Raw genomic sequence first — 20,082 nt, 5'->3', positions numbered from 1 at the left:
GCCACTGACTTAAAGGATTGATACATGACCCGTTCCGAAACCTTGTTTGAACAGGCTAAAAAAACCATTCCCGGTGGCGTTAACTCACCGGTGCGCGCCTTCAATGGCGTGGGCGGTACCCCTCGCTTTATCGAAAAGGCCGATGGCGCTTATATCTATGACGCCGACGGCAAGGCCTATATCGATTACGTGGGCTCCTGGGGCCCGATGATCCTTGGCCACAACCACCCATCCATTCGCGAAGCCGTGCTTAAAGCCGTTCACAATGGTTTGTCTTTCGGCGCCCCCACCGAGCTTGAAGTCATCATGGCCGAGAAGGTCATCGAAATGGTGCCTTCCATGGATCAGGTGCGCATGGTGAGTTCCGGCACCGAAGCCACCATGAGTGCCATCCGTTTGGCCCGTGGCTATACCAAGCGCGACAAAATCCTTAAGTTTGAAGGTTGCTACCACGGCCACGCCGACTGTCTGCTGGTGAAAGCCGGCTCCGGCGCCCTGACTCTGGGTCAGCCAAGCTCACCCGGTATCCCGGAAGATTTCGCCAAACACACTCTCACTGCCGTGTATAACGATCTGGAATCTGTGCAGTCTTTCTTCGACCAGTATCCGGAAGATATCGCCTGTATCATCATCGAGCCGGTTGCCGGCAACATGAACTGTATTCCACCTGTGCCTGGCTTCCTGGAAGGCCTGCGCGCCCTCTGTGACAAGTACGGTGCCCTGTTTATCATCGATGAAGTCATGACCGGCTTCCGTGTATCCAGAAGCGGTGCCCAGGGCCACTACGGTGTGACCCCGGATCTCACTACCCTGGGTAAGGTGATTGGCGGCGGTATGCCTGTTGGCGCCTTTGGCGGCAAAAAAGAAGTGATGCAGTATCTGGCTCCGGCAGGCCCTGTGTATCAGGCAGGCACCCTGTCTGGTAACCCCATTGCCATGACCGCCGGTCTGGCGCAGCTCGACGCTCTGTGCGCCGACGGCCTGTATGAAGAACTGGCTGCCAAAACCAAGCGCATCGCCGAAGGCTTTAAGGCCGCCGCCGACACGCATGGTATCCCAATGGCCATTAACTATGTTGGCGGCATGTTCGGTTTCTTCTTCACCGACGAGCAGCACATCACCCGTTTTGACCAGGTGACCCGCTGCAATATGGACCACTTCCGCGCCTTCTACCACGGCATGCTGGACGAGGGTGTATATCTGGCACCGAGCGCTTATGAGGCAGGCTTCCTGTCTATGGCCCACGGTGACAAGGAAATTGAAGAAACCCTGGCCGCCGCTGACCGCGTGCTGGCGCGCATGAAGTAACTGCAACGCCCTGACGCTCGCCGTTACCGGGGCACTGCAAAACGAAAGGACGCCATTGGCGTCCTTTTTTTTGTATGAGCTCGTTTATATGAGCCCGCGAGTTTATGTGGGCTTGCATCGTTATTTTGGCATGAATGCTCTGCCAGCCGGTGGGCTTGACACAAACGGTCTCAAGTAATTTGGTTGACGTAGCAGGCTAGCTGCGTTTACCGGCAACGCTGCGCAGTATCAGAACTGCCAGCACCACTTGCGCCACCACAAGCAGGTGTTCCTTCATTATCGAAGGATTCTCCATCACCCCAAGACTCAGCAAGGTCTTGGCACTGACCACCAGCCATGCCAGCGAACCCAGCAGCAAAACGCTCTTCAGCAGAAATTGCATTTTCAGCGACTCCCCATCAATGACCTCAATCTCTCTATGGGCGCGCAAGGTACAGCTTAAAAATCCAACAATCAAATGTTGGACAGTATCAATTTGCAATCACTTGAAAGTGCAGCCGATATCAAAATGGCCCGCGGCTTTTAAGGTACGAGCCCCCGTATCAGTGACGACTTCATCCGTTACAACAAAATAACATTTGGCACATTGAACTGACGAACAAGCAGTATATCTGTCCATGCATCGAGTCGGCGCATTGCGGGCGTTAGCACAAACTACCAGAGGTTCACAAAACCCCAGGAATAAACTCTGGTTACCCGCCAATTTCCCGTGACAGAGTTCACGATTCTTAGACAAATTGTCTAGTGGTTAACAGTTGCGTTCTCATGGCGGTTATGGTCTGATCCGCACGCCCCTGGCGGCGATAACATAACCGGCTTAATCAATCCTTGATTCAGCTCGTTATTCAGGCCTGTTTATACAGGCGATACGGACCCCGAATCAGCAGTAGGACGTGCCTTTATGCTCCATACCTTTCTGATCATTCTGGCGATACTGGCCTTGCTCAGTATCATCTTTGAAGAAGTGACTCACCTCAACAAAGCCAAAACGACCCTGTTTCTTGGCTGTATTTCCTGGGTAACCCTGTTTATCGCCTCCGGCGGTGGTGAGCATACTGAGCTGGTTGCCCATGAACTCAATGAAAACCTGCTTGAAATTGCCACCCTCTGGCTGTTTTTGATGTCGACCATGACCTTTGTGGCCTACCTCAACGCCAAAGGCATGATCCAGATAATGGTGCAGAAGATATTCCCACAGCGGGTATCAGTGCGGATGCTGATGATCCAGGTGGCGCTGTTTGCCCTTATCCTGTCGGCCTTCTGTGATAACGTAACCGCGACCCTGGTATCCCTGGGGCTGTTGACCACCTTCAAGCTGGATAAACAAATGCGTCGCCGGATGGCGGTGCTCATTATCTTTGCGGTGAACTCAGGCGGTGTGGCCCTTATCACCGGTGACGTGACCACCCTGATGATCTTCCTCTCAGGCCACGTACACATCTCCGAACTGCTGATCCTCTTTATCCCTGCTGCGGTGAGCGTGTTCCTCTTGGCAATCCTGTTCTCCATGAATGCCAAAGGCGAAGTGAGCACCACCCCCATCAAGCGGGCTTATCAGCCGGTGGATATCGCCATTGCAGCGATTTTCTTTATCACCATCATCATGACCATGGCGCTGAACGTTCTCTTTGGTATTCCGCCGGTGCTGACCTTCCTGACCGGTCTGTCGGTAATGTTCCTCGTGGGCCATACCATTCGCACCGACAAGGAAGAAATCAAGATCCTCGAATATATTCGCCAGGTGGAATACGACACCCTGCTGTTCTTCCTCGGTATCTTGCTGCTGGTTGGCATGCTTAAAGAAATCGGCACCCTGGAGCTGCTGACCCAGGTTTACGCCATGCATGACCCCAATATCTCCAACTTTGTCACCGGTATGGGCTCGGCGATTCTGGATAACGTGCCTCTGACCGCAGCGCTTTTGAAGGCAGAGCCTGTGCTGTCAACGCCCGAGTGGCTGGGTCTGACCTATGCCGTGGGTGTGGGTGGCTCACTGCTGGTGATTGGTTCAGCGGCCGGTATCATTGCCATGAGCAAGGTAAAGGAACTGACTTTCGTCACCTACCTCAAGTACGTACCGTCTCTGCTGCTCTCTTACGTGGTAGGCTATGGCCTGACACTGCTGATTGCCTATCAGTTTTATGGCTGATGCTTAGTCGGAATGCAGACATAAAAAAAGGCGCCCTGGGCGCCTTTTTTATTGGGTGCTGTTCACACCAAGCTCAGCGGCATCAGATAGCCGGCACTTTAAAGGCCGTGCCATCGATGGAGAGCACCACATCCCGTGGTCGAATTTCGACAATACTCAGTGAGCCCTTGATGCTATCCCCCTCCTGCAACTCAGCGCCATCCACATTCAGCCAACGCTGACTGGGATCATTGGAGTACACATGGGCCATGATATTGAATTCAGGTACCTGCAACTGCAATCCCGCAGGTAAATCACCGTATCTGGGATAATCGGAAGATTGCGGAATGGTCGATACGGGCGCTGGCGTAACATCCCGGTTTGCCGACTCGGTAAACTCCACTTCTTTGAGCGCGGCCTCAAATGCCTGCACCAGCGCATCACCACTGAGCGTATTGCTGTCGCCGCGAGAGGCTGGTTTGGGTTCAGTGCGTTGCAGACCAAACTCCGCCGCCGCTTTGTCCACTTCAGCTTGCAGGGCGGCCATCCCCTGATCACGGGGAGCCCTGACATTCTGGCTCTGCGTCAATACCTGTCTTGGGCGCGACTCCTCAATTTGCATCACTTCATCGAAGGCTCGGCGCTGGTCGTCGGTCACCCCGGCGGCCATCAGGGCCTCCAATCGCGCAGCCCTTGCCTCAGCGGTTTCTTCTGCCACTTCATAGCTGAGACCCGCATCGGGGTCGACCGCAACGGGCGCCTGGTTGACCACGCCGTAGTCGGTGCTCAGGTTTACCGGAGCTGGCAGCGCCGCCTTGCCCGCAAGACGCACACCGCTGCCCGTATCACTGCTGGCGGAAATGACCGGCTCAGAATGGGCTTGCGTGACCGGTATTCGCGCCGCCAAGGCCTGAGTGGAGGCTGGATTTGAATGAGGCATAACAGCGTGGGCTGAGCCTGAGGGGCCATTGCCGGTACGCGCCTCCCCAGCCTGAGTTACCAACGGCAGGCTGCTTTGAGGCGCAGGCTGCAAAATCCAGAAGTTAACTCCCCAGGCCGCCGCCACCGCCAGCGACAGCGCCGCAGGCAATAGCAGCAGTTTTCCCGGCCGGATGGGCGCCTTTTCGGGTCGATACTGTGGACGCGGACTGGAAACGGGATCAAAGCCGTTCTCCTGTTGCTTACTGCGCGTTACAGCGTCAAGCAGGATAGACATCAGTACAGCCCTCCCTGAACCAGGCGTGGACCTTCATTGCTCAGGTACAGGTTGAGTTGCTGCAGGGTTTGACTGCCAGCGATACCATCGGCCTTGAGGCCGTGCTGACGCTGGAATAACTTGAGGCGATTCTCAAGCTCTGTATCAAATTCATTGACCAATCGTGGGGTGATTTTGTCGACCTTGGCCAAACCGTTTTCCAGCCATTGAACCTCTGGCTGTGGTGACGCAATACCGATTTCCCGAGGGCTGTAGACAGGCGCCTGCCAAAAGAGCTCAAAGGTCCCCGTGAAGTGGCGATTAAACCAATCCCGGTTAACCCAAAGTTGCTGTTCGGCCAGTTGCACCAGGAGCTCATCTCCATCCCGTTCAATCACGGTTACGAAGAACTCACCACCGGCGTCATCCATCATGTAGGCCACCGCCGGATAGTTAAGCTTGACCAGATTAAACCAGGTTCCCTGCTGCTGGAAGCACGACAACCCTTGCTCACGGGCCGACTCGCAGGGGCTGAGATCTTTTATCGGCGCCAGGCCCCAGGCTCCGAAGAGTGCGGCATAGGCCGTATCCAAACTGCGGCTTTGTGCCACAGCGTCCGTCAGCACCCGCTCGCGCACTTTTGCCTGACGGGCTTCGAGTTCAGCCAGCTCGGCCCCGGCATCCGTGATGCGGCTGATGGGCGAGCTTTCTGCCGAGACCTGGTTTTGTTGGGTGCTATCCGTGGCACTATCTGCCGGGCTAACAATCATTGTTTCGGATTGTGCACCAGACGAGGTTCCTGTCGATTCTGCTTGCAAGGACTCAATCGCGTTTTGATTCACTGTTACCGTCGGTTGCGACTCAGGCTGCTGCAACTCAGGCGCAGCCTGCACAGGGGCGTCCGCGATGGGAGACGCGAAGGATGTCGCCGCCGTCACGGGTTGATTGAAGTAATTAAAACCATACAGCGCCACGCCAAAGGTCAGGGCTGTGGCGAGCGTCAGCGGAAGTGGGCGCTCGTACCAGGATGGTCTTTGGGGTTCGAGTCCCAGAACTTCAACGGCAGCCTGACGCACCATCTGCTTATTGATAGGCACCCGGCTCTGGGCAAAGCCCGCCATCAGCGCCCTCTCGCACAGCAGATTAATGATCCTTGGAATACCGCCACTGGCCTTGTGCAGCGCCGTGATGGCGCCTGCGTTGAACAGGGGCTCAAACCGCCCTGCCACCTGCAGCCTGTGCTGCACGTACAGGCCGACTTCTTCTGCGGTAAGGGGTAACAGGTGATAACGGGCTGTAATGCGCTGAGCGAGCTGTCTGAGCTCCTGACGCTTAAGGAGTTGCTGCAGCTCAGGTTGGCCAATCAAAATCACCTGCAGCAGCTTTTTGGTATCAGTTTCGAGGTTGGTCAGCAGCCTGAGCTGCTCGAGCACCTCGGCCTTGAGGTGCTGGGCCTCATCGATAATCAATACGGTATTACGACCGGCGTTGTGGTTTTTCAGCAAAAAGCCGCTGATGAGGTCGGTCAGCCGCTTAAGGCTGGGTGATTCGCCATAGGGGATCTTGAGTTCATCACAAAGGGTGGCCAGCAGCTCAAGTTCGGTCAGGGCCGGGTTCAGAATAAAAGCAGTATCAGTAGTTTCGGGCAATTGACGCAACAGGCAGCGGGAAACAGTGGTTTTGCCGGTGCCGACTTCACCGGTCAGCAGTACAAAACCGCCGGTTTCGCCAAGCCCGTAGGTCAGGTGGGCAAGCGCCTCTCTGTGCCTGTCACTGAGGAACAGATACGTTGGATTGGGTGCAATGGAAAATGGGTTGTCCTTTAACCCATAAAACGCCTTGTACATGCCTTATCTATCCTTCTTGGGAACCGCCCAGTGCCAGCAGCTCTGGCCACCTGAATACAGCGAGTGGAGCCAAGGTAATGCCAGTGGCGGTCAATGTCAAAAAGTCTCCCCGGCCTTGAGGCATAGGCGGGGTTTTATTGCGCATCAGCTTATCTGCCGCTAAAAACCAGGTATGAGTATGGTCCACGGGCTGTCACTGTTATTCCGGTGCTCGTGTTAAGCTAACTGTATGACAGTTGGATGGATAACACATTGAAGACTTATCTGGTAGGCGGCGCAGTTCGGGATTCACTCCTCGGTCTTGAGGTTAAAGACCGGGATTATATGGTGGTTGGCGCAACCGTAGAGGAAATGCTGGCGGCAGGGTATCGTCAGGTTGGTAAAGACTTCCCGGTATTTTTGCACCCCAAAACCCAGGAAGAATATGCCCTTGCCCGCACCGAGCGAAAAAGCGGCACCGGCTACGGCGGCTTTGTCTGTCATGCGAGCCCCGACGTGACCCTCGAAGAAGACCTCAAGCGCCGGGATCTGACCATCAACGCAATAGCCATGGCAGAGGATGGCAGCCTGCATGACCCCTGGGGGGGCGTTGCCGACCTTGAAGCAAGGCTGTTACGGCATGTCTCCGGGGCCTTTGTGGAAGACCCGCTCCGGGTGCTGCGCGTCGCCCGCTTTGCTGCCCGTTTCGCGCCTCAGGGATTTACCGTCGCCCCTGAGACCCTGACATTAATGCGTCAGCTCACTGAAAGTGGCGAGCTTTTGCACCTGACCGCAGAGCGTGTCTGGCAGGAGCTGGAGAAGGTATTGGGCTGCGACAGTCCCCAGGTTTTTTTTGACGTTCTTAATCAATGTGGTGCGCTTGAGGTGCTGTTTCCGGAAATCCACGCTTTGTTCGGTGTGCCTCAGCCTGAACAGTGGCATCCTGAAATTGATACCGGGGTGCACACCATGATGGTGCTGGAACAGGCCGCCAAACTCACTCCCAATAAGCAAGTCAGGTTCGCCGCCCTGGTACATGACCTTGGCAAGGGCATCACCCCAAAGGCACTCTGGCCCAAACACCATGGCCACGGTCAAAAGGGATTACCCCTCATCAAAGCACTCTGTGACAGATTCAGAGTGCCCTCGGACTATAAAGAGCTGGCGCTTTGGGTGAGCGACGAGCATCAGAACATTCATAATGCGTTTGAGCTCAGGGCCGACACCATTCTCAGACTGTTTGATAAATTGGATCTGTGGCGCAAGCCCGAACGATTACCTCTGGTATTGGATGCCTGCGAGGCCGACATTAAAGGACGAACCGGATTCGAAAATAACCCCTATCCTCAGAAAAAATATTTATTGGACTGTTATAAAGCGACCCAAAAAATTGACGTTCGGGAAATAATTGACGCCGGTTTTACCGGGGCTGAAATCAAAAATGAATTGGCGAAACGCCGGCTTTCGGAAATAGGATTGATAAAAAACTCTGTCCAAAATCAATCAAAAGCTTCATCGGTGAAAAATTCTGACCTAGAAGCGTGAAATTTCTGCTTAAAACTTGTGGAATCTCTACTTGAAACTTGCAATTCACTGAATTTTAGATATGGTTATCAAGCGAATTGATGGATATTCGTAGCAAAAATTTTTGGCTATGACATAATTAGCCGGCTTCAGTTGCCTGGCAGCTGAAATGTCAAATCCAACCTATGTTAAGGGATGTTTTCATGAAAAAAGTACTGCTGATCGCCGGTGTTGCCATGACTGCTCTGCTGGGTGGCTGTGCCAACACTACCGCTCTGGAAGAAAGCGTTGCCAACCTGAGCAACAAAGTAGACCAACTGTCTGCTGACGTAAGTGCTCTGAAGTCTGAGCAAGGCCAGATCGCTGCTGACGCCAAGGCTGCTAAAGCTGCTGCTATGGACGCTCAAGCTGAAGCCAAGCGTGCTAACGACCGTCTGGACAACGTAGCTTCTTCTTACAAGAAGTAATGCTGTGTTGGTACCGGCAATGCTTTCGGGCGTTGCCGGTATTTTTTTACGTTTTTTTCACGATATTCCCACTTTCCAGCCAGTTATTCCCGCTTTTTGGCAAGAATGATCCGATAGTCCATTTCCAATCCGGAAAAATCCCCCTTTTCCATCGCCTTTAAACTGGCTTCTTTTACCCGCCAGGCCCAGGGAGCCATACCCATTAATACCTTGGCATCCGCCACACTGAGGGCATGGGTCCAGGAAATTGGGGTTTCACTTATCAACTCAAATTGGCCGGAAAGCTCCAACACAAATGGCTTTTCAGTTAATCCGTCATAAACAAATTCTTTAATTTGCCAAAGGTGTCTTGGCCCGGCTGCCAACATCAATAACAATCCGCCCGGTTTCAGTATTCGCTGCCATTCCTTTCCTTTGGTTGGAATATCCAGAAGCCACAGCATATCGGCTGATGCATCGGCAAAGGGCAGCGATTTAAGCGGTGTCAGGCAAACGGCCTCCATTCCGGATTTCGCTGCGGCAAAGGCTTCATTTTCAGACTCCAATGGACTGAATACCTTAAGCGGAATCTCATGCTCAGTCAGCGCTTGAGCCAACAACTTCCCAATCCAGGCATGCCCCGGCCCCAAATTGACGCAGTTGCGCTCGCTTGCCGAATCCTGGGTTTGCAGCACCTTCACCATGGCCTCCACAGCCGGCTGAAACAGGCCTGAGGTCAACAGAAATTGTCTGGCACGCAGTTCCTGACGGCTTTCGGCATTACGGGGTTTGTTGCCCTTGTAAAAGTCCCAATAGCCGATTTCTTTCTTGTCGAAGTGATGTTTGCCATCGCAATGCCAACCACGGGACTCTTCGTGAAAGTGCAACCGTTGACGACAAAGTGGACACTGAAACTCCATGAAAACTCCTTAAATCAAAGAGGCGGCCAATGCCGCCCCTTTGGTCAATCTGAATTACGCAAACGTTACAAATAAATAAAGCCACAGAGGAACACGCCCAGCGCCAGGCGGTAAATCACAAAGGGGGTCATTCCCATGCGACTGATAATTTTGAGGAAGAAATAAATACAGGCATAAGCCGCAATAAAGGACAGTATCGACCCCAGTGCCAGTGCATGCCAGTCAACCACATGATTTTCTGTGATGATGTCTTTGGTCATCAGCAGCGCCGCGCCCAAAATCACGGGGATGGACATTAAAAATGAGAAGCGGGCTGCCGCTTCCCGTTTCAGCCCCAGCATCAGGGCTGCTGTGATAGTAATACCACTGCGAGAGGTGCCGGGAATGAGCGCCAGCGCCTGCGCAATACCAATCAGCAATGCCTTGCGCCAGCCGGTTTGGTACTCGGTCATTTCATCTTTGGCAATACGGTCTGCAAACCACAGCAGCAAGCCAAAGATAACTGTGGTAATGGCAATAACTCCAGGACCACGCAAGTGGGTTTCCACCATATCTTTTGCCGTAAACCCCACGGCGATGGCAGGAATGGTGGCCAGGATAATCCACCAGGCGAGCTTGCTGTCATCGCTCTGTTGCCCCTTAAAGATGCTGGCAAGCCACGCCTTCAACATGGCCAGGATTTCGTGGCGGAAATAAATCACCACGGCCGCCAGCGAGCCGATGTGCACGGCAACGTCGAAAGACAAGCCCTGATCTTCCCAGCCAAACAGCTGCGCAGGTAAAATCAGGTGGGCCGAGCTGGAAATGGGCAAAAACTCGGTCAGGCCCTGAATCAGGGCAAGGATAATGACCTGCAAGGTATCCATAATATTCCTTTATTAAATGAGGGAATCGTCGTTCCAGGAAAAGGCCACCGGCCAAAGGCGCTGGCTTTGTTTATCGAATTGCTGCCAAAGCTCTGCATAAGTTTGTCCCGCCAACGGATGTACCCGTTCCGGGGCTATGTCTGCCAGAGGCCAGAGCACAAAGGCGTTGTAGCGAATTTCCGCCCTGGGCAGTTCGATGGGATCATGGCAAACCAGATCGCCAAAGAGCAGTAAATCCAAATCCAGGGTTCTGGCGCTGAATTTTTTGGCGCCGGGTTTACGGCCATTGTCCAGCTCAATCTGTTTCAGCAGCGCGACAAGGTCGCTGATGCCCAATGAGGTATCGGCGCCTATCACCATATTGAGGAAGTGCTCCCCTTCAAACCCCACGGCTTCGGATTGATATACGGGTGATAACCTAAGCTCCCCCAGATGTGCTCTCAGGGCGGTTGCGGCGTTTCTCAGGTATGTTTCCGGCTCGATATTACTGCCAACGCTGATATAGATGCGCGTCATGCTCATCAATCCCCGGCACTGCGCTCAATTTCAACGCCCACGGCCTCGGCCGTTTTTACGGCACCGGGTTTCATCACCCTGACCCGAACCCAGGACACCTTGAATTCTTCCAGCACGCAACGGGCCGCCATTTCGGCGACGGTTTCAATCAGCTCAATGGGTTTTTCAGTGATAAGGGCTGTCAGACGATTTGAGACAGTCTCGTAGCACAGGGCATGGCTGTAATCATCGGTGCCAGCGGCGGGTTTAATGTCCCACGCCATGTCCAAATCGAGAAACAGCGATTGCTGAATGGCTTTTTCCCAGTCGTACACACCGATAACGGTGTCGATACGCAGGGCACGGATCAGTACTTTATCCATGGCAGTTCCTGAGGTCTGACAAGCTTTGGCTCGCTTTGTCGGTATAATCCGCACGCCGATAGCGACAATCGATGGATTGCGCTTTCTCATTGGCGCCAAGGGCGTTAGGATAACACCTTAAGAATCAATATTTACCGGCCAGCGTGCCCAAAAATGAATCGAGTCCCACGATGGGCGACAAATGCCGTCACGGGAATGGCGGCGATAATACCTTAAGAAGTGAAAGGAAACCAAGTTGACCAGCGAAATAGCACTGACGGCGGTAATGATCCTCTGCGCCTATCTGGCAGGCTCAGTGTCCAGTGCTGTGCTCGTGTGCAAGCTCCGGGGCTTGCCGGACCCACGCACCCAGGGCTCGGGTAATCCGGGCGCCACCAATGTGCTGCGTATAGGCGGTGCCAGCGCGGCGGCCATGGTGCTCCTGTTCGATATGCTAAAGGGCGCCATCCCTGCCTATATCGGCTTTAAACTGGGTATCGACGCGGTATGGCTGGGGGTTATTGCCATCGCCGCCTGTCTTGGCCATATCTTCCCGGTGTTCTTTGGCTTTAAAGGTGGTAAAGGAGTAGCCACTGCCTATGGCGCCATTGCTCCCATCGATGGCTATCTGACTCTCTTGTTGATTGTCACCTGGATTGTGACCCTGCTTATCACCCGCTATTCATCGGTAGCGGCTTTGGCCACTGCCCTGCTCGCCCCGGTTTACACCTGGTGGCTGGATGACAGATTCACCATTCCGGTAGCCATGCTTTCAACCCTTATTCTTATTCGGCACAAAGACAACATAAAGAGACTGCTGAAGGGCGAGGAGTCCAAGGTGTCACGTAAACGGCGCCAGCAGCCTCAGGACTGATACCCTTAACCCAATAAAAATGGCGCCCAAGGCGCCATTTTTATTGATAAAGAGTTTATGGATAATGCGATGTGATCCAAACTCTTCCCTCTGTTTACACAGGCAGCAAGGTATCCAGGGGCCAGCGAGGCTGACCTTTTACCGCCAAATCTTCAATCTGTCCGGCTTTCAGGCGCTGCAAACCGGCATAAGCAATCATGGCACCATTGTCGGTACAGAATTCCCCACGGGGGTAGTACACCTTGCCGCCCAGTTTTTCCATCAGCTCAGCAAGACCTGCGCGCAGGCGCACGTTGGCACTCACACCACCGGCAATAACGAGGCGTTTGTAACCGGTTTGCTCCAGCGCACGGCGACACTTGATGGACAGGGTATCCACCACAGCCTCTTCGAAGGCACGGGCGATATTGGCGCGGGTCTGGTCATCGTCTGGCTCGGCAGCAATGGTATTGGCCACGAAAGTTTTAAGCCCGGAGAAGCTGAAGTCCAGTCCGGGTCTGTCGGTCATTGGACGCGGAAACTTGTAGTTGGCTGGCTGACCGGAAGCTGCGAGCTTGGCGAGACGCGGCCCCCCCGGATAATCGAGCCCCATCAGTTTGGCTGTTTTATCGAAGGCCTCACCGGCGGCATCGTCGATGGACTCACCGAGCACTTCGTACTGGCCTATGCCGTCTACTTTTACCAGCATAGAGTGACCGCCGGAAACCAGCAGCGCCACAAAGGGAAACTCAGGCACCTCGTCTTCCAGCATGGGCGCCAGCAAATGGCCTTCCATATGGTGCACACCCACGGCGGGCAGATTCCAGGAAAACGCCAACGAGCGACCTACGCAGGCCCCCACCAGCAGCGCCCCAATCAGGCCAGGGCCCTTGGTGTAGCAGATCCCATCCAGATCTTCGATTCGGGTATCGGCATTTTTCAGGGCTTCACGAATAAGCGGAATAATCTTGCGCACATGGTCACGGGAAGCCAGCTCAGGCACAACGCCACCGTAATCGGCGTGCAGTTTGACCTGACTGTACAGAGTGTGGGCCATCAGGCCTTTCTCTTCGTCATAGATGGCGATGCCTGTTTCATCACAGGACGTCTCGATTCCCAAAACCCGCATTTTGTGTCGTTTCTCCGCTGAAAAGGGCGGCCAATTCTACCCGTTAAGCTAGTATTACTCCAGTAAAGCCGCGCCTCAGATCCTCCGGTGATCCTTTTTAACCGGACTGGGGCTTTACATTAATTGCGGGTTCGGTTTAAAATTCCGCACCATTTTTAATCCTTCTTGGTAAGGGTGTGGCCGCGGGGTCATATCTGAACCAATACAATCTACACCTAAGGGGTGATGGCGTATGCCAATCGTTAAAGTACGTGAAAATGAACCATTCGACGTAGCTCTGCGTCGTTTCAAGCGCTCTTGCGAAAAAGCAGGTATCCTGGCCGATGTGCGTGCTCGTGAATTCTACGAGAAGCCAACTACTGCCCGTAAGCGCGCCAAGGCCGCTGCGGTTAAGCGTCTGGCCAAGAAGCTTTCTCGCGAAAACGCACGTCGCGTACGTTTATACTAATCCCTTATGAACCTGACAGAACAGCTTAAGGACGAAATGAAAAAGGCCCTTGTCGCCAAAGACAAGGTTCGCCTCGGTACTATTCGTCTGGCTCTGGCCGCCATCAAGCAGATCGAAGTGGACACACGCGAAACGCTGAATGATGAGCAAGTGCTTGCTGTCCTGACCAAAATGGTGAAGCAACGTCGCGATTCGATTGCCCAATATGAGGCTGCCGGTCGCAACGAACTTGCTGACGCAGAAGCGGCGGAAATTTCGGTTATCGAAACTTTCCTGCCAGCCCCACTGAGCGAAGCTGAAATCGCTGCACTCATTGAGGCCACCATTGCTGAAGTAGGTGCTGCCTCCATTGCGGACATGGGTAAAGTAATGGGAGCACTGAAGCCGAAAGTTCAGGGCCGTGCAGATCTGGGTGCCATAGGCCAACAGATCCGCGCCAAACTGCAATAATCGACTTTTGTGTATGAACAAGCCGTGCAATTGCGCGGCTTGTTTGTTTAACTGAGCTTTTAGGAAATTGAAGTAAGCAACGTGGCAATACCTCGTGATTTCATCAATGATCTGATAGCCAGAACGGACATAGTCGAGCTTATCGACCGTAAAGTGCCGCTCAAAAAAGCAGGTAAGAACTATTCTGCCTGTTGTCCCTTCCACAGCGAAAAATCACCTTCATTTACCGTCAGCAGAGACAAGCAGTTTTATCACTGTTTCGGTTGTGGCGCCCATGGCAATGCCATCGACTTCGTGATGGAGTACGACCGGCTTAACTTTGTCGACGCCATTGAAGACCTGGCTGGACAGCTGGGGTTGGAAGTCCCGCGGGAGCAAGGCACTGGTCCTCGCCGCGACGAGGGACTCGCCCGGGATCTGTACCAGCTGATGGAAGAGGCCGCGAGGCATTATCAGACACAACTGCGTCAGCACGCCGACAAGCAAAAAGTCGACGAGTACCTGGCACTGCGTGGGCTGAGCAAAGAAGTCGTTGAAGACTTCAGTATCGGTTTTGCCCCCGATGGCTGGGATGGCTTGTTGGGTCGCTATCGAACCAACCCGGATGCCCAGGACAAGCTGCTGACCGGCGGCATGTTGATTGAAAACGACGGTGGCAAGCGATACGACCGCTTCCGCGATCGTTTGATGTTTCCTATTCGCGACCGACGGGGTCGGGTAATAGGTTTCGGTGGCCGGGTACTGGGTGATGGCACACCAAAATATTTGAATTCGCCGGAAACGCCCATATTTCATAAGGGACAGGAACTCTACGGTCTCTATGAGCTGAAGCAAAAACATCGCGACCCGGAGCGGGTCATGATTGTGGAAGGCTACATGGACGTGGTGGCGTTGGCACAATTTGGCATCGACTACGCGGTGGCCTCACTGGGCACCTCGACAACCGCAGAGCAATTTCAATTGCTGCTGCGCAGTGCCAAAGAAGTCATCTGTTGCTACGACGGTGACAAAGCCGGTTATGAAGCCGCCTGGCGGGCCATGGAAACTGCCCTGCCCCTGCTCAAACCCGGCGACAAAGTAACATTTTTGTTCCTCCCTCAGGGAGAAGATCCGGACTCGCAAGTCCGTAAAGAAGGCAAAGAAGCCTTTGAAACGCGCATCGATAATGCGCTGCCACTGGCCGATTACCTGTTCGACACCTTGTCGCAGAAATACGGTACAGATAAAGGCAACCTGGCCAAGCAGGCCATTGCTCTGATTGAAAAAATTAAAGACACGGTTCTTGCCAATCTGCTGCTGGAAAACCTTGCCCACAAGCTCGGGATGAACTCCAGTGAAGATCTCAGGAAAAAACTCGGTCTAACAAGTATGTCCACAGGTCCCAAGGCGATGGCGCAAAAGGGACTCAAAGGACGGGGTACACCGCTGCGACTGGCCATTTCACTGCTGGTGCAACACCCCGAACTGGGACACAAACTGCCGGTTCAGCCGGCATTGAGCCACATTCGCATGACGGGTATTGAGCTGCTTATCCAATTGTTGGAGCTCACCCGGGAACAGGTGCTTTCCACCGCCCAACTGCTCGAGTCCTATCGTGACAGCGAGCATTGGGGGCCGTTAACCAAACTGGCCCAGTGGGAACACCAGATTGCCGAAGATAATGTGGCCCAGGAATTTCGCAAAGCGCTGGTATGGCTTAATAATCAATACATAGAGCAGCGCTACCAGGAGCTCAGCATCAAACCCGACTTAACCCGGGAAGAAAAGCTGCAACTCCAAAAGCTTATCGTTGTGATGAAGGGCATGAAGTAGGGCAAAAAACCGCCCCTTCCCTCTGGCACAGCCATAGGCAGATGGCTATAATTGACGATTTGCGCGACTTTGTGGTCCGGCCACGGGTGCGCTCGTTGTAACACTTACCCAAATTGGATGATATCTATGGATCATACTCCGCAGTCGCAACTAAAGATGTTGCTCGCCAAAGGTAAAGAGCAAGGTTACTTAACCTATGCAGAAGTGAACGATCACTTGCCTGCAGATATGGTCGACTCTGACCAGATCGAAGATATTATCCAGATGATCAATGACATGGGTATCCGCGTTTATGAAGAAGCGCCCGATGCCGATGAAATGATGATGTCCGAAGACAACACGGACGAAGATGCCGCCGAAGAAGCTGCGGCTGCGCTGGCCACAGTAGAAAGTGAACTTGGCCGCACCACTGACCCAGTACGCATGTACATGCGTGAAATGGGTACTGTTGAGCTGCTTACCCGTGAAGGCGAAATCGTTATCGCCAAACGTATCGAAGAAGGCATCAACACAGTTCAAAGCTCTGTGGCTGAATATCCACAGGCCATCTCCATGATCCTGGAGCAATTCGACCAGTTCGAAGCGGACGCCATTCGTCTGTCTGACATCATTTCCGGCTTTGTGGACCCCAACGAAGAAGACGTTGGTCCCACCGCAACCCATATCGGCTCAGAGCTTTCAGAAGAAGAGCTGGAAGATGAAGACGATATGGACGAAGACGAAGAGGAAGACGAAGACGGCGACAGCAGCGATGACGACGGCGCCAAAGGCCCGGACCCAGAAGTGGCCCGTGAGCGCTTTGCTGCCCTGCGCACTGCCTACGACAATGCCCTGAAAGTTATTGAAGTCAAAGGCCGTGCTCACCCAGAGTCGACCCGCGCTCTGTTTGAACTCGGTGAAATCTTCAAAGAATTCCGTCTGGTGCCCAAGCAGTTTGACCGTCTGGTCAAGAGCATGCGCGAGATGATGGACAAGGTTCGTGTTCAGGAACGTCTGATCATGAAGCTGTGCGTTGAACAGGCTAAGATGCCGAAGAAGAACTTCGTCAAACTCTTCACCGGTAACGAAACCGACCTGACCTGGTTCAACAAAGAAATTGAAGCCGGACGCCCCTACTCTGCCGATCTCAAATTGGTAGACGAAGACGTTCAGCGTTGCCGCACCAAGCTGGAAGCCATTGAAGTGGAAACCGGTTTGTCCATTGAATCCATCAAGGACATCAACCGCCGCATGAGCATTGGTGAAGCCAAGGCTCGCCGCGCCAAGAAAGAAATGGTTGAGGCCAACCTGCGTCTGGTAATTTCTATCGCCAAGAAATACACCAACCGCGGTCTGCAATTCCTGGATCTCATCCAGGAGGGTAACATCGGCCTGATGAAGGCGGTGGACAAGTTTGAATACCGTCGCGGTTACAAGTTTTCGACCTACGCGACCTGGTGGATCCGTCAGGCCATCACCCGCTCTATCGCGGATCAGGCCCGTACCATCCGTATTCCGGTGCATATGATTGAGACCATCAACAAGCTCAACCGTATCAGCCGCCAGATGCTGCAGGAAATGGGTCGCGAACCTTCACCGGAAGAACTGGCTGAGCGCATGGCCATGCCCGAGGACAAGATCCGTAAGGTACTGAAAATTGCCAAAGAGCCTATCTCCATGGAAACCCCAATCGGTGACGATGAAGATTCGCATCTGGGGGATTTCATCGAGGACACCACCCTCGAGCTGCCACTGGATAGTGCCACCAGCGAAAGCCTCAAGCAGGCTACCCACGAGGTGCTGGCCGGTCTGACTGCCCGTGAAGCCAAGGTACTGCGTATGCGTTTTGGTATCGACATGAACACCGACCACACCCTCGAGGAAGTGGGCAAGCAGTTCGATGTTACCCGTGAGCGTATCCGTCAGATTGAGGCCAAGGCACTGCGCAAACTGCGCCACCCAAGCCGTTCAGAAATCCTCAAGTCATTCCTGGATGATTAATCCTGACTGACACCACAAAGCCACCCCGGGTGGCTTTGTTTTTTCTGGGTATTTTTAAGGCTGCAGCCGATTTGATTACCCAATAACCAATTGAACACCAAGCTGGAATTTTGCGCCATTTGACCCGTGACAAGGCAAGACAAAGTTCGTATACTGCAAGCCGCCTTGGGTTCCACCCGGCAATATCCGGCCCCTTAGCTCAGTTGGTTAGAGCACACGACTCATAATCGTTAGGTCCACGGTTCAAGTCCGTGAGGGGCCACCAAATTCAAACAAAAACGCCTGCTAATGCAGGCGTTTTTGTTTTCAGCGCACTGCGTTATGTCTGCCCCGTCAAGCGAACCGGGTCAAGCAACCTCGCCAGCTCTTCAGCGTCTATGTCGGTCATCTCCAGCGCCACATCCAATATTGGCCGCCCTTCAGCGTAGGCTCTCTTGGCAATGTCGGCTGCTTTTCCATAACCCACTATCGGATTCAGCGCCGTCACCAAAATCGGATTTCGGCTAAGCTCTTTCGCCATACGCCCTTCACATACCTCAAACCCGTCGATGGCCTTGTCAGCCAGGGCCCTCATGGCATTGGTCAAAAGCGCAAGGGATGAGAGTAAGTTATCCGCTATCACGGGCAGCATCACATTCAGCTCGAAATTGCCCGACTGTCCGGCCACTGTGATGCAGACATCATTGCCTATGACCTGGGCACAGGCCATGGCAACCGCTTCGGGGATCACCGGGTTGACCTTACCGGGCATAATCGATGAACCGGGCTGCAGCACCGGCAAGCGGATTTCACCCAGACCCGCCAGCGGCCCGGAGTTCATCCAGCGCAAATCATTGGCAATTTTCATCAGGGTAACGGCCAGTGCCTTGAGTTCACCGGACAGCGCCACCGCCGTATCCTGGCTGGCAATCCCGGTAAAAAGGTGCGGTGCGGGCTGAAATGCCAGACCCGTAAGCAGATTCAGCTCATGGCAAAACGCCTGGGGGAATCCCGACGCGGCGTTAACGCCTGTGCCCACTGCGGTGCCCCCCTGGGGCAATTGCCATAGGGAGATGAGCTGCGACTGCAATTGCAGCTCTCTGGCATCCAACTGGCTGGCCCAGGTTTCGAGGCTCTGGCTCAAACGCACCGGCATAGCATCCATCAAATGGGTACGGCCCGTTTTCACAACTCCCTTTACGCTCGCCGCCTTGGTTCTGATACAGGACTTAAGATGCATCAGGGCTGGCAGAAGGCTCTTGGTCAACAAGCTTGCCGACGCCACCTGAATACAGCTTGGAATAACATCGTTGCTGCTCTGCCCAAGATTCACCTCGTCATTGGCGCTGACAGGGCGACCAAGACTCTCTGAGGCAAGCCGGGCCAGTACCTCATTGGCATTCATGTTACTGCTGGTACCTGAGCCGGTTTGAAACACATCCACGGGGAAGTGCTGCATCAGCGCCTTGTCCTGGCGTAAGGATAAAGCCGCTTCAGAGATAGCCTTACCGAAATCATTTGCCAGCACGCCCAATTGGCTGTTGGCACGGGCTGCGGCGGCCTTTATCAGCAATAGCGTCTCAATAAATGCCTTTGGCATCGGCTGGCCGCCAATGGCAAAGTTGTTCAGCGCCCGTTGAGTTTGCGCGCCATAGAGTGCCCCGGCGGGTACGATAACCTCGCCCATGCTGTCTTTTTCAATCCGGCTATCCATAATAACGTCCTGTTTGCGAAGGGCTTGTGCCTGTTGTCTGACCGCAAGGTGCCAGACATGGCCAGAAAACTGTCCTGCCACGCTGGTAACAAAACACGGCTGTAATATCAGTGTACGCCAAGGACAGATGGCGGGCTGCTCGATTCGCAGATACAAAAAAGCCCATGGGAACATGGGCTTTTTTAGCGTGGGGCGATTCAGTCATCCCGGGTTAATACTTCAAGCAGTTCAATCTCGAAGGTCAAATCCGAGTTTGGCGGGATCATATTGCCAATCTGGCGCTCACCATAGGCCAGATGTGATGGCACCTGTAAACGGCGCTTCCCACCGACCTTCATACCGATAATGCCCTGATCCCATCCCTTGATAACCCGGCCTGTGCCTATTACGCACTGAAATGCCTGGCCCCTGTCATGGGAGGAATCAAACTGGGTGCCATCGGCGAGCCAGCCCCGATAATGGGTGGTAATAAGGGCGCCCTTTACCGCCGCCTTACCCTCGCCCTCAATCACATCTTCTATTTGGAGTTCAGACATACAGACTCTTCTTTCACTATTTATCGATAAAGGCTGAGTGTACCACAGCAGATACCGGACACCCTGCCCAGGGCGGACACTCAAGGTGTCCGAAAGTGGTGAATTCGACCA

General features: G+C 53.8%; 19 protein-coding genes and 1 tRNA gene. 10 read left to right on the top strand and 10 right to left on the bottom strand.

Annotation, left to right across the window (positions count from 1 at the left end; genetic code table 11):
- Window positions 1-24 precede the first annotated feature (24 nt).
- Window positions 25-1,308 (top strand): glutamate-1-semialdehyde 2,1-aminomutase, encoded by a 1,284-nt coding sequence (gene hemL / locus K0H79_RS04250; protein ID WP_220077439.1) that lies wholly within the window; start codon window positions 25-27, stop codon window positions 1,306-1,308.
- Between the two features lie 196 nt (window positions 1,309-1,504).
- Here hemL and K0H79_RS04245 read toward each other — a convergent pair whose 3' ends face one another.
- The gene (locus K0H79_RS04245; protein WP_220077438.1) at window positions 1,505-1,690 is read right to left on the bottom strand and encodes a hypothetical protein; all 186 of its coding nucleotides are present in this window, start codon (window positions 1,688-1,690) and stop codon (window positions 1,505-1,507) included.
- 519 nt (window positions 1,691-2,209) lie between these two features.
- Here K0H79_RS04245 and nhaD point away from each other — a divergent pair.
- Window positions 2,210-3,457 carry a sodium:proton antiporter NhaD gene (nhaD, locus tag K0H79_RS04240; protein ID WP_220077437.1) on the top strand — a complete coding sequence of 416 codons (1,248 nt, stop codon included), beginning with the start codon at window positions 2,210-2,212 and terminating at the stop codon, window positions 3,455-3,457.
- Between the two features lie 82 nt (window positions 3,458-3,539).
- Here the strand turns inward: nhaD and K0H79_RS04235 are convergent, their stop codons facing one another.
- Both K0H79_RS04235 and K0H79_RS04230 read right to left on the bottom strand, forming a co-directional pair.
- Window positions 3,540-4,652, bottom strand: a complete 1,113-nt coding sequence (locus K0H79_RS04235) for a general secretion pathway protein GspB (protein WP_220077436.1) — start codon at window positions 4,650-4,652, stop codon at window positions 3,540-3,542.
- Window positions 4,652-6,478: an ExeA family protein gene (locus K0H79_RS04230; RefSeq protein WP_220077435.1), complete on the bottom strand. Its 1,827-nt coding sequence runs from the start codon at window positions 6,476-6,478 to the stop codon at window positions 4,652-4,654. Before K0H79_RS04230 ends, K0H79_RS04235 begins: the two co-directional genes overlap by 1 nt.
- Window positions 6,479-6,730: 252 nt before the next feature.
- On the opposite strand from K0H79_RS04230, the gene K0H79_RS04225 reads away from it, so the two are divergent.
- Window positions 6,731-8,002, top strand: coding sequence for a multifunctional CCA addition/repair protein (locus tag K0H79_RS04225; RefSeq protein WP_220078086.1), 1,272 nt, complete (start codon window positions 6,731-6,733; stop codon window positions 8,000-8,002).
- 182 nt (window positions 8,003-8,184) lie between these two features.
- Complete coding sequence (locus K0H79_RS04220; protein ID WP_011758950.1) at window positions 8,185-8,448, top strand: Lpp/OprI family alanine-zipper lipoprotein; 264 nt, start codon at window positions 8,185-8,187, stop codon at window positions 8,446-8,448.
- A gap of 83 nt (window positions 8,449-8,531) precedes the next feature.
- Here K0H79_RS04220 and K0H79_RS04215 read toward each other — a convergent pair whose 3' ends face one another.
- From K0H79_RS04215 to folB, 4 genes are all read right to left on the bottom strand, one after another.
- Window positions 8,532-9,347: a putative RNA methyltransferase gene (locus tag K0H79_RS04215; protein ID WP_220077434.1), complete on the bottom strand. Its 816-nt coding sequence runs from the start codon at window positions 9,345-9,347 to the stop codon at window positions 8,532-8,534.
- Between the two features lie 65 nt (window positions 9,348-9,412).
- A complete protein-coding gene (locus K0H79_RS04210) occupies window positions 9,413-10,213 on the bottom strand; it encodes an undecaprenyl-diphosphate phosphatase (protein WP_220077433.1) in 801 nt (266 codons plus the stop codon).
- Window positions 10,214-10,225: 12 nt separating this feature from the next.
- On the bottom strand, window positions 10,226-10,729 hold the full coding sequence (gene folK, locus K0H79_RS04205) for a 2-amino-4-hydroxy-6-hydroxymethyldihydropteridine diphosphokinase (RefSeq protein WP_220077432.1): 504 nt from the start codon (window positions 10,727-10,729) through the stop codon (window positions 10,226-10,228).
- Between the two features lie 5 nt (window positions 10,730-10,734).
- On the bottom strand, window positions 10,735-11,091 hold the full coding sequence (gene folB, locus K0H79_RS04200) for a dihydroneopterin aldolase (protein WP_220077431.1): 357 nt from the start codon (window positions 11,089-11,091) through the stop codon (window positions 10,735-10,737).
- A 265-nt stretch (window positions 11,092-11,356) separates the two neighbouring features.
- Here folB and plsY point away from each other — a divergent pair, with 265 nt between their 5' ends.
- On the top strand, window positions 11,357-11,944 hold the full coding sequence (plsY, locus tag K0H79_RS04195; protein ID WP_011758945.1) for a glycerol-3-phosphate 1-O-acyltransferase PlsY: 588 nt from the start codon (window positions 11,357-11,359) through the stop codon (window positions 11,942-11,944).
- A gap of 94 nt (window positions 11,945-12,038) precedes the next feature.
- Here the strand turns inward: plsY and tsaD are convergent, their stop codons facing one another.
- Window positions 12,039-13,052 carry a tRNA (adenosine(37)-N6)-threonylcarbamoyltransferase complex transferase subunit TsaD gene (gene tsaD / locus K0H79_RS04190; protein WP_220066922.1) on the bottom strand — a complete coding sequence of 338 codons (1,014 nt, stop codon included), beginning with the start codon at window positions 13,050-13,052 and terminating at the stop codon, window positions 12,039-12,041.
- Window positions 13,053-13,284: 232 nt separating this feature from the next.
- On the opposite strand from tsaD, the gene rpsU reads away from it, so the two are divergent.
- The 5 genes from rpsU to K0H79_RS04165 all read left to right on the top strand — a co-directional run bounded on the left by rpsU (window position 13,285) and on the right by K0H79_RS04165 (window position 18,007).
- The gene (rpsU, locus tag K0H79_RS04185; RefSeq protein WP_011758943.1) at window positions 13,285-13,500 is read left to right on the top strand and encodes a 30S ribosomal protein S21; all 216 of its coding nucleotides are present in this window, start codon (window positions 13,285-13,287) and stop codon (window positions 13,498-13,500) included.
- A 6-nt stretch (window positions 13,501-13,506) separates the two neighbouring features.
- Window positions 13,507-13,950 (top strand): GatB/YqeY domain-containing protein, encoded by a 444-nt coding sequence (locus K0H79_RS04180; RefSeq protein WP_220066921.1) that lies wholly within the window; start codon window positions 13,507-13,509, stop codon window positions 13,948-13,950.
- A gap of 81 nt (window positions 13,951-14,031) precedes the next feature.
- Entirely contained in the window at window positions 14,032-15,762 is a 1,731-nt protein-coding gene (gene dnaG / locus K0H79_RS04175) for a DNA primase (RefSeq protein ID WP_220077430.1), read from the top strand.
- 126 nt (window positions 15,763-15,888) lie between these two features.
- The gene (gene rpoD, locus K0H79_RS04170; protein ID WP_220077429.1) at window positions 15,889-17,742 is read left to right on the top strand and encodes an RNA polymerase sigma factor RpoD; all 1,854 of its coding nucleotides are present in this window, start codon (window positions 15,889-15,891) and stop codon (window positions 17,740-17,742) included.
- A 188-nt stretch (window positions 17,743-17,930) separates the two neighbouring features.
- Window positions 17,931-18,007 (top strand) — tRNA-Ile (locus tag K0H79_RS04165).
- A gap of 54 nt (window positions 18,008-18,061) precedes the next feature.
- Here the strand turns inward: K0H79_RS04165 and K0H79_RS04160 are convergent.
- Entirely contained in the window at window positions 18,062-19,435 is a 1,374-nt protein-coding gene (locus K0H79_RS04160) for a class II fumarate hydratase (RefSeq protein ID WP_309304485.1), read from the bottom strand.
- A 197-nt stretch (window positions 19,436-19,632) separates the two neighbouring features.
- Window positions 19,633-19,971: an FKBP-type peptidyl-prolyl cis-trans isomerase gene (locus K0H79_RS04155; protein ID WP_220077428.1), complete on the bottom strand. Its 339-nt coding sequence runs from the start codon at window positions 19,969-19,971 to the stop codon at window positions 19,633-19,635.
- Between the last annotated feature and the right edge of the window lie 111 nt (window positions 19,972-20,082).

It is taken from the genome of Shewanella sp. FJAT-52076, assembly GCF_019457455.1.
GTDB lineage: Bacteria > Pseudomonadota > Gammaproteobacteria > Enterobacterales > Shewanellaceae > Shewanella > Shewanella zhangzhouensis.
This window is presented reverse-complemented; position numbering and strand designations above follow the sequence as displayed.